Here is a 1,847-nt window from a genome sequence, read left to right as displayed (position 1 = left end):
GGCGATCGGAACGAGCTCATCACGCTCTCCGCCGCCGACCTCGCCGCCGCGCTCGCCGCGGGCGAGGTCAGCAGCGCCGAAGCTACCCAGGCGCACCTGGACCGGATCGCCGCCGTGGACGACGATGTGCACGCCTTCCTCCACGTCAACGGCGAGGAGGCGCTCGCCAGCGCCGCCGCTGTGGACGCGGCCCGGTCCGCGGGTGAGTCGCTCCACCCGCTCGCAGGCGTGCCGATCGCCGTCAAGGATGTCGTCGTCACCCAGGGCCAGGTCACGACCGCCGGCTCGAAGATGCTCGAGGGTTGGGTGCCGCCGTACGACGCCACGCTCGTCACGCGCCTGCGCGAGGCCGGCCTGCCGATCCTCGGCAAGACCAACATGGACGAGTTCGCCATGGGGTCCAGCACCGAGCACTCGGCGTACGGACCCACCCGCAACCCGTGGGACCTCGGCCGCATCCCCGGCGGGTCCGGCGGCGGCTCGGCGGCCGCGGTCGCGGCGTTCGAGGCGCCGCTCGCGATCGGGACCGACACCGGAGGCTCGATCCGCCAGCCGGCCGCGGTCACCGGCACGGTCGGCGTCAAGCCCACCTACGGCAGCGTCTCCCGGTACGGGCTGATCGCGCTCGCTTCCAGTCTCGACCAGGCGGGACCCTGCACGCGCACCGTTCTCGACGCGGCGCTGCTGCACGATGTCATCGGAGGACACGACCCCCGTGACTCGACCTCGCTGCCCGACCCTGCGCCGTCGTACACGGAGGCAGCCCGGAACGGCGCCGACGGCGACCTGAGCGGCGTGCGCATCGGCGTGGTGAGCGAACTCGGTGGCGAGGGCTACGAGCCCGGCGTGCGCGCCTCGTTCCACGCCGCGCTCGACAAACTCACCGCGGCGGGCGCCGACATCGTGCAGGTGTCCTGCCCGAGCTTCTCCGCGGCGCTCGCGGCGTACTACCTGATCCTGCCGTCGGAGGCGTCGAGCAACCTCGCGAAGTTCGACGGCATGCGGTACGGCCTGCGCGTGGAGCCCACCGACGGCCCGGTCACGGCCGAGCGCGTCATGGCCGCCACGCGCGGCGAGGGGTTCGGCGACGAGGTCAAGCGCCGGATCATCCTCGGCACCTACGCGCTCTCGGCCGGCTACTACGACGCGTACTACGGCAGCGCCCAGAAGGTCCGCACGCTGATCCAGCGAGACTTCGCCGCGGCGTTCGAGCAGGCCGACGTGCTGGTCTCGCCGACCGCGCCCACCACCGCGTTCCCGTTCGGCGCCAAGCTGGACGACCCGCTGGCGATGTACCTCAACGACGTCGCGACCATCCCGGCGAACCTCGCGGGTGTGCCCGGCTTGTCGCTGCCGAGCGGTCTGTCCGACGACGGTCTGCCGGTCGGGTTCCAGATCCTCGCCCCCGCACGCGAGGACGCCCGTCTCTACAGCGTGGGTGCCGCGCTGGAGACGCTGCTGCTCAACGACTGGGGTGCGCCGCTGCTGAGCAAGGCGCCGAAGCTGGAGGCATCGAAGTGACCGTCACGTACGAGGACGCGATCGAGCGGTACGACCCGGTGCTCGGCATCGAGGTGCACGTCGAGCTCGGCACCAGGACCAAGATGTTCGACGACGCCCCCTCGCCGGCGGGTGGGACGGAGCCCGAGCACGCGAACCAGCTGGTCACGCCGGTCTCGCTCGGTCTGCCCGGAGCGCTGCCCGTGGTCAACGGCACCGCCGTGGAGCACGCGATCAAGATCGGGCTGGCGCTGAACTGCGAGATCGCCGAGACCTGCCGATTCGCGCGGAAGAACTACTTCTACCCGGACATCCCGAAGAACTTCCAGACCTCCCAGTACGACGAG

General features: G+C 71.5%; 1 protein-coding gene and 1 pseudogene. Both read left to right on the top strand.

Features of this window, described 5'->3' with window-relative positions; translation table 11 throughout:
- Window positions 1-18 precede the first annotated feature (18 nt).
- Window positions 19-1,521, top strand: a complete 1,503-nt coding sequence (gene gatA / locus ACOJSN_RS22825) for an Asp-tRNA(Asn)/Glu-tRNA(Gln) amidotransferase subunit GatA (RefSeq protein WP_420114780.1) — start codon at window positions 19-21, stop codon at window positions 1,519-1,521.
- A pseudogene (locus ACOJSN_RS22820) lies at window positions 1,518-1,847 on the top strand (Asp-tRNA(Asn)/Glu-tRNA(Gln) amidotransferase GatCAB subunit B); the annotation flags it as partial. The gene gatA and the pseudogene ACOJSN_RS22820, both read left to right, overlap by 4 nt.

Origin of the sequence: Pseudactinotalea sp., assembly GCF_048594945.1 — a bacterium.
Classification (GTDB): Bacteria; Actinomycetota; Actinomycetes; order Actinomycetales; family Beutenbergiaceae; genus Pseudactinotalea.
Note: the sequence above shows the minus strand (reverse complement) of the source record. Positions and strands in the feature narration are given on the sequence as shown.